General features: G+C 31.2%; 6 protein-coding genes and 1 pseudogene. 1 reads left to right on the top strand and 6 read right to left on the bottom strand.

Annotated features, from left to right (window positions below):
* Positions 1-108 (top strand): annotated as a pseudogene (locus tag BZARG_RS16030) (IS110 family transposase); the annotation flags it as partial.
* A 154-nt stretch (positions 109-262) separates the two neighbouring features.
* On the opposite strand, the gene BZARG_RS08220 reads toward BZARG_RS16030, so the two are convergent.
* From BZARG_RS08220 to BZARG_RS08195, 6 genes are read right to left on the bottom strand one after another with little or no spacing between them, the layout of a single operon-like run.
* Positions 263-1,264, bottom strand: coding sequence for a virulence RhuM family protein (locus BZARG_RS08220; protein WP_008637230.1), 1,002 nt, complete (start codon positions 1,262-1,264; stop codon positions 263-265).
* A gap of 10 nt (positions 1,265-1,274) precedes the next feature.
* The gene (locus BZARG_RS08215) at positions 1,275-2,261 is read right to left on the bottom strand and encodes a PD-(D/E)XK motif protein (RefSeq protein ID WP_008637226.1); all 987 of its coding nucleotides are present in this window, start codon (positions 2,259-2,261) and stop codon (positions 1,275-1,277) included.
* Positions 2,254-4,467: a Z1 domain-containing protein gene (locus BZARG_RS08210; protein WP_008637227.1), complete on the bottom strand. Its 2,214-nt coding sequence runs from the start codon at positions 4,465-4,467 to the stop codon at positions 2,254-2,256. Before BZARG_RS08210 ends, BZARG_RS08215 begins: the two co-directional genes overlap by 8 nt.
* A gap of 30 nt (positions 4,468-4,497) precedes the next feature.
* Positions 4,498-6,060: an ATP-binding protein gene (locus tag BZARG_RS08205; RefSeq protein ID WP_008637228.1), complete on the bottom strand. Its 1,563-nt coding sequence runs from the start codon at positions 6,058-6,060 to the stop codon at positions 4,498-4,500.
* A complete protein-coding gene (locus BZARG_RS08200) occupies positions 6,044-7,417 on the bottom strand; it encodes a DNA cytosine methyltransferase (RefSeq protein ID WP_008637225.1) in 1,374 nt (457 codons plus the stop codon). The genes BZARG_RS08205 and BZARG_RS08200 overlap by 17 nt, the downstream gene beginning before the upstream one ends.
* Positions 7,398-7,613 carry a helix-turn-helix domain-containing protein gene (locus BZARG_RS08195; protein ID WP_008637229.1) on the bottom strand — a complete coding sequence of 72 codons (216 nt, stop codon included), beginning with the start codon at positions 7,611-7,613 and terminating at the stop codon, positions 7,398-7,400. Before BZARG_RS08195 ends, BZARG_RS08200 begins: the two co-directional genes overlap by 20 nt.
* Positions 7,614-7,792: the final 179 nt, after the last annotated feature.

The raw sequence follows: 7,792 nt of genomic DNA, 5'->3' as shown, positions 1-7,792 counted from the left end.
CTAGCATTAATAGCGGTGTGTAATAAGCTACTAAAACAGGCTTTTGCAATTGCTAAATCAGGATTAATATATGAGGATACTTACAGAAGTACTTTAGTGAAAAGTTAATGCATTTTACTTGTTTTTTACCACAGTACTTTGTTGTACACTGGCTTTTTCTTTCCGCAAACTTGATAGCGTTGGCAAGACATACTCTTTTGCAATTTTTGGCTTGTGTGTCGGCTGGTGCGAATTGCAAATGTGTATGGCTTTTAGCGTTGGCTTATTTTCGTTTTTTATTTTCTATTTTTTTAATTGCTTTTTCAAAATCTCCTTCTCTGATTCTCTTTTGTTTGGTCTCTTTAAATTTCTGGTATTCTCGTTCAGCATTTTCTTTTCCTAGTTCGTGAGAAACATTTCCAGCATTATTTAATATTTCTCGGTCATTTAACGTTAAGAAACCATTTAGCTTTTCAATCCAATTATTCATATACATTGGTACTCTTCGTTGTGCTTGTCCTTGTGCAAAAATTAGATACTGCTCCACTAAATTATTTAATGCTGATAATTCATCTTCTTTGAGATAATTTTTAGCAATGGAAACATCTGTTTTTCTTATATTTTCACCTCTCCAAGTAGTCAAACCCATATTTTCTTTTGAACTATTCGCTCTTTGACTAATGATTTCCGCAGCTGTTTGTCCAGTAATAGCCCAATGCAATTTGTTTTGAACCGTTTTAAAGAAACTAATGCTAATTTCTAAAGTTGGGTCATAGTCCACACTCGTTGCATAAATATCTGTAATTTTTCGATAAAATCGTTTTTCAGAAGTACGAATATCTTGTATTCGCTTTTCTAGTTCCTCAAAATAATCAAAAGGTAAGTCAGGGTTTTTTAAGCGCTCATCATCTAAGACAAATCCTTTTACAATGTATTCTCGTAACTGACCAGTCGCCCATTGTCTAAACTTAGTTGCTACATTAGATTTTATACGATAGCCAACTGAAATTATGGCATCAAGATTATAAAACACCTGATTTCTTTTTACTTCTCGATTCCCTTCTTTTTGAACTATTAAGAAATCCTTAATAGTTCGATTCTCTTCTAATTCTCCTTCTTCGAATATGTTTTTTAGATGCATATTGATGTTAGGTATAGAAGTTTGAAATAATTCAGACATCAATTTTTGAGTAAGCCAGACAGTTTCATCTTGAAAACGAACATCTAGTTTAGTTTCTCCGTTTTCAGTTTGATAAATTATAATTTGAGATTTATTTTCTTCCATAATGGCTGTGTTAATTGTCTTTTGTAAAAGATTGGATTAGCTCGTCTATATTCAACACAATATTGGTTGAATTAACTAGATTGCTAACAAAGCTAACGTTTGATACTTCTTTTGGGATATTATTTATTTCAATTTTTGGAATTTCAGTTGACTTATAAAACTTCAATGATTCTTTTGCTAATTCGTAGTCGAATTTGACTTGGTTGATTTTATTAATATTTACCCCTAATGTTGAATAAATTAAAAGGTGTAGTTTTTCTTTTTGTCTAGGGAAGTCATTAATTTTATTGTTTATTCTGCTTAACAATTCAATTATACTAAAACCTCCTGCATTAACATTTACGAGAATTGAAGCAATAATAATTTCTGTATCGATTATTGGATTTAGTTGACCTGAACTAAAATGATGTGTTCTTACATTTGTTGCAGAACTTTTTACTTCTAAACGTAATTTACCAAAACTGAAGTCAAATTTTTCTTCTGGGATACTATGCCAACCGTTGATTAGATTTTCAGGAAAATTTGATTGTTCTATTATAAATAATTCAGCCCAAAGGCCTTGCAAAGATTTGGTTGGTGTTTCTTTAATAGCTTTAAATAGCTCAATAAATTTTCCTACCGTATGTTTTATTTTTTTATTTGTTGGATTTTGACCGAGTGATTTTATCAAAACTTGGCAAGTGCTTAGGAAAATGTCCTTAACATCATCATTTTGACCAATATATGAGACAACAGAAAAGTTGTTATGAGTTAGTTTTTTATCTGATTCTATTTCGCATTTAAGATTGTGTGACACTTTAATGCTAAACAGATTTTGATTTGCAATAAAAAAATCTTGGTTCTGTTCTGAAATGAATATTAAAAGACTTGGATTATCTGCATAGTTTTTTGCTATTCTATGGTTTTCAAAGCCTTTAATAGCCTTTGCCGAATAAGAGTTTGAATTCTGATTTTTAGGCAATGGCAGTTTATCATATATTTCTTTTAAATCAATCATTAATTTTCGAGATTAATGATTGCGAAAGTCGAGCGGGAACCCATACTGCTATAGTGATTATATTTTCGTGTTCCGTATCTCTAAAGTCAAGATTATGTACTTGAACTGTTACGGAATCTTCAGATTTAATTTTTTCGTCACCTGGATATATAATTTCTCCAGTTCTTGGGTTTTTACCTTGAAATAACTGTTGAATTTCATCTTTTTTCAAACGTCTTGTTCTTGGATTACCTTTAGCAATTAAGTAAACAAAACTATCTTCTGGCGGAAATTCATCTGTGTATAAATCGATAACAGACTTTAAGTTCGTGTAAGTTGTTGAATCTGTTTGTCTTGTAAACTTTAGCTCATTCAATAAGTCTTGAAATAATTCTTTTAAAGGAATTTTAGCTACGAGATGCTTTTGTTCATCAGTTCTGTCTTTGTGTCCATCATCTTCTGAAAAAGCTAATTTATATTTTTCAGCAAAAGTATTAAATACTTTTCTATTGTTTTCAATAATAATTTCACTATCGTGTGGAGCTCTAATTCTGACCCATTTATTGCCAAAAGTTGTTCTTGTTAAATCCTCAGAAAGCACATTAGTTCTAGTCAACCTGAACATTTCATTTAGCACAAATCTTCTTTCCATTTCGTTTAGATGCTGACCTGAGAGTTTATGTTCAAATAACTTTTTACGTATATCTTCTTCGTGATTTACATACTCACTAAACAGATGAATATTTTCTGCGTCAAGATATACACGACAATGACCTAGAAATTCTTTTTTATAACCAAAGAAACGAGCCCGTTGTTGAATGGTGTCGGCATTTCCAACACCCATACTTCTTGGCATATATGTAATGGTTAAACCTTCAACTGTAAAACCTCTGTCCATAGCTTGACCACCAACGAGGATGAAAGAATAATTACTATTCCAATCAACTGAACTTCCCGCTCTTGAATTCAATTGTTCAACAGCTGTGTTACTTATATTATGACCTAAAGTTTCCAAAAGCACTTCAAAAGATTGTATTTCAGGAGCATTAGTTTTTAAATCTTTATATGCTTCTTTAAATTCGGAAATTATTTGTTGTTTAGTTTCATCATTGTCGTCACGCTCCAATAATACCTTTTCCCAAAGACTTTTAATATGCATTACCCAGTAATAATAGGTGTCGTGTTCTTCGACTAATCTAGATGGATGAACCATCATAGAGCGGTTTTTAGGATTTCCTTTTTTTGCTCCCAATAAGCGTCCAGATGTAACACTTAAAAAGAAAATACGCATAGCTTCTTTTAAAGTTTCAGGAGCTTCTTCAAATACATTATCATCATTATAAATTTCAGAATATGGAATATTTCTAACTATAAAATGATTCTCTTGGCAGAAAGCTCGTCCACCAGTATATTTTTCGCCTGGAGTTAAAAGTTGGATAAAGTTAGGTGAAAGATTATCTAAAATATTAATAAACAATGGGGCTTGTGGAGTAGCGGTATATTGAATAAAAGTGTGATGTGGTAAAATACTTTTTAAATCTCTAATTCTACGATAGATGGTACTCATTTGAATTTCGGTAAGTACTTCTCCATTTCGTTCTCTTCGTGCATTTGAACTAGCTCTAGTGTTCATACTTGCTTGGTCTCCTTCATCATCAATTATTAAAGTAGGAACTTTTGATAAATCGAGTTTTTTAAGAACAGAAAGCAAGTTTTTTAAATGACTTGTATTTTTCATTACTGTAATCAATAATGTTTTTTTAAAATCATCAGGAGTGTCAGATTTTTTCCAATTTTGAAGTTCTCTTTGGATAGTGTTTTTATCCTGTGGATTTCTAATTGGGTCTTTAGGATTGTTAAGCATCACCCATTTTCTATGAAAACCTTGATTTATATCTAAATCATTTTGCAATCTATTAAAAGACTGATTAACTAGATTTGTTGAAATGCCTGCTAATACTATTACTATTTGATAGTTATTGTCTCTTGCTAAAGCCGTTAATGTTGTAAATGAAAGAGTTTTTCCACTTTGGACGTAGCCAAAAACTAAACCAGTATCGTTGTTCGTTTCTTCATTAGGATTACCACATAATTTCATAATGTGATAAGTTTCTTCTTTTACTTTTTCTTTGGCATCTGCATCATCACCAAAAATTTTAGTTAATAATTTTTCAGATTCTTCACCATATTCAGGTGTCCAATTATCGTCATTTGATGGATTTGACATAATGTTTATTTTTTCAGTTTTGGACATATACTATAATTTTGAAAGAGAACCAAGCAATAGGTCATTCATATTGTTTCTTAACTCTGTTACAGGAGCTCCTGATTTTTTTACGATTATTTCGGAAAGACCTAATGCAACTACTAAACGAAGAACAGGTTCTATTACTTTGTGGTCGTCTCCTGCAAATTCAACCATAAATGGATGAATCAGAGATAATCGAACACCTATATTTTTATAGTTTGTGTCTTTTTCTAGGATTAAATGGTCACCAACTTGAATTAATTCATCAATTGTTTCATCATAAGATAATTCAATATGCACCATATAATCAATGTTAGAAATATTTAGTGGAAATTTTTTATGATAGGATTTTACAACCTCTTCTAATGAAGGTTCTTCAACAATATTTGAAGTTGGTTTTGAAACAACAGCTTGGACATCTTTTGCTATATTGTCTTGTATTTTATCAGTTGTATTGTCAACTACTTTTTGAGATACTTTTTCATAGTTCTTCGCACTTTCTCGAACTCTATACTTATCAGCTTGTTTTAAAATTGGGATAGAGTTTTCACCTTCAAGTTCACCTTTTAATAAATCTAAAAAGGCTTCCATATTATCATCCCATTGAAATCCGTCTTTCGTGTGACTTACATTAAATCCTTCTAAGTGTAATTCACCAAACAGTCTTTTATATCTATGACTTCCTAGAGAGCCTGATAATGCAGGAGGTCGAAAACCTTCATCATTGTCAGCACTTCCTTCAATTACTCTTCCTCTTCGAAATAATGCGAAACCACTATCTCTCACAGACATTGTTTCCATTATAGCGATAAAGCCTTTGGCTCTCAATTTGCTTCCATTATGGTCATTTCCAAAATCAAATTCGACTTCTTGCTTCCAATTAATATTTTCTGCATTTGGAGTTTCAAAATAAGCCGTATTTAAAATCTTAGGAATTTTATATTCTAGTTTTTCACCATTTATGTATAAATCCAGAATTTCTCTTTTGAAGAAGTCTCTGTAAATACTAGCTAAATGCCTTTTTACTTTGCCAAGTCCTCTGCGAATAGGCATTTTTTCTTCAATACCGAACAAAGTAATTAATGTGTAATGAGAATTTGAATTTGCTTCTTTTGTTTCTATTTGAAGTTCTTGAATTTTGTCTTCAACAATTTTTGAAATATCAAAATTAACTTTGCGTTCAACAGTCTCGTTAAGAGCTGTTGTTTTTGCTTGCCAATTATTGGAAAACCAACAAGCTGCCGATTTCATACCCATTCCAAATTCCGATAGTCGAGTATTATCAGGAGGTAATTCAGCTGTACGAAATGCTCTTTGATAGTCTTTAGATTGAATACCAGCGGCATTATCTTTAATTGTTATTCTTTTGTTATTTGTGTCGAATTCAATATCTACTCTTAATTTGAAATCCTTTCCTTCAATTTTTCTTAACTCCTCTTCATTCTTTAAAAAACTATCAATTGCATTGTCGATAAATTCCGCTAACGCATAATAGGGTTTATAATTAAGGTGTTTTAAAACTGAAAGAATTGTAACACCTGGGCGGATGTTTACATTATTCAATTCTTTCATAATTTGGCTCATTTTGGTTCTTAGAAGTTACTTTATAACCGTTTATTTCTTTTAATTTTCCATTAGGCTTAATTTGAATTGGTCTTTCTTGAATTAGCTTTTCTGCAATCAACTTCACTATTGTACCATTAACGGCATTTCCTAATGCAGAAAAGCAAGTCCCTAAATTTTCAGGAAGTTCTATACCATTTAATGATTGAATACGAGCTCCTTCTGATGGTGTAATATATCTTTTTTCCCAACTTATAATTGGAATTTGAGTACTGACAGTTACTAAAGACGGAAAAAAATCTGTTTTTTTTATTCTGACACCAGAACCTCTAAACTGAATAATATATTTATATAAATCTCGCTCTCCACCTTGTACATTCCATTCAAGTTTTTGCCAACTAGCAATTTTCAATTTTTCAATTTTTTTTACTATTGGTTCTAGAATTTCTTTGTAGGTTTCGTAAAATTCTCTGTTTTTTCTGATGTAATTTTTTTTCCAAGAGGGAAATTCATTTTCCTCTGTTTGAGCATAATTAGGTAGGTTTTTGATTTTTTCTGGTCGTGATAATCCTTTAAGTTCAATGCCAAAATTACCTTTTGTTTTTCCTATAGCTTTTGTTGATGAAGCATAAGGAGTTTTTTCTTCAAAAGGATAGGTTGCACCAAATTCCATACTCCATATTGGAAAGCCTGGCAGTTTTTGTTCTTTAGGTATTTTGGAAATAAATTCTTGCCATATGTCAATTACCTCAATTTTTTCATCCTCTAATTTTCTTGCATTTACAGGATTTTTATCTAAGTATTCAAAAATGCTAGTAGTTTTATTTGTGGTCTCCAACCATTCAAAATGTTCTAGCCCATCACTTGAACCAATTATAAAAAGTCTTTCCCTGTGTTGAGGAATTCCAAAGTTATGAGGAGAATATATCTTTTTGTCAATCTTATAACCTAGTTTGATTTCGAGTTGTTCTTTAATGTAGAACCAAGTGTTTTCGTTGTCGTGACTAATTAAATTTCGAACATTTTCAAGAATGAAATATTTTGGTTTATGATATTCTAAAATATCTACAATCTTGTCAAACAAAGAGCCGTTCCTTTCATCAAGTAATCCATCTTGCTTTCCAGCTTTAGAAAAAGGTTGGCAAGGAAACCCAGCACATAGAATATCAAAAGAAGGTATGTCTGAAACTTCTATTTTCGTTATATCTCTATTTACTTCAATATCAAAATTCTTTTTGTAAAGTTCAGCTAGGTTAACTCTTTTTTCGCTTGCAAATACACATTCGTGTCCAAGTTTTTCAAGAGCAATATGAAATCCGCCAATTCCTGCAAATAGGTCAATAAATTTAAACTTGTTTTTGCTCATTCTTAATGTTTGTCTTTACTAATAATTCACTTGGGTCAATATGCAATATTCCTGCTACCTTGTATAAGTCTTCTAAACTTGGTTGTCTTTTGTTTCTTGCATATTCATTAATGGTCGTATAACTTTTGTCCATTTGGTCAGCAAGCCAAGTTTGACTAATTCCTTTGTTTTTTAAAACTTCTTTTATTCGGTTCATTTTAAACCTTTTTTATTAATTCGAGTGCAATTTACTGAAAAATCATTGAATTATAGTGGAAATATTCATTGTATTATCGTGAGTGGAGAAGGGAAAAGGCAAGCTCTTTTTATTTTTTGAGGTACGAGAAAAATGAAATGTGCTTGACTGTGCGGTTGGCTTTTTAGCTTGTGTACAAC

The sequence above is a fragment of the Bizionia argentinensis JUB59 genome (assembly GCF_000224335.1).
Lineage (GTDB): Bacteria > Bacteroidota > Bacteroidia > Flavobacteriales > Flavobacteriaceae > Algorimicrobium > Algorimicrobium argentinense.
Note: the sequence above shows the minus strand (reverse complement) of the source record. Positions and strands in the feature narration are given on the sequence as shown.

Coding starts and splice junctions, on each gene's coding strand:
- BZARG_RS08220 (WP_008637230.1), bottom strand. CDS start 1,264: ATGGAAGAAAATAAATCTCAAATTATAATTTATCAAACTGAAAACGGA.
- BZARG_RS08215 (WP_008637226.1), bottom strand. CDS start 2,261: ATGATTGATTTAAAAGAAATATATGATAAACTGCCATTGCCTAAAAAT.
- BZARG_RS08210 (WP_008637227.1), bottom strand. CDS start 4,467: ATGTCAAATCCATCAAATGACGATAATTGGACACCTGAATATGGTGAA.
- BZARG_RS08205 (WP_008637228.1), bottom strand. CDS start 6,060: ATGAAAGAATTGAATAATGTAAACATCCGCCCAGGTGTTACAATTCTT.
- BZARG_RS08200 (WP_008637225.1), bottom strand. CDS start 7,417: ATGAGCAAAAACAAGTTTAAATTTATTGACCTATTTGCAGGAATTGGC.
- BZARG_RS08195 (WP_008637229.1), bottom strand. CDS start 7,613: ATGAACCGAATAAAAGAAGTTTTAAAAAACAAAGGAATTAGTCAAACT.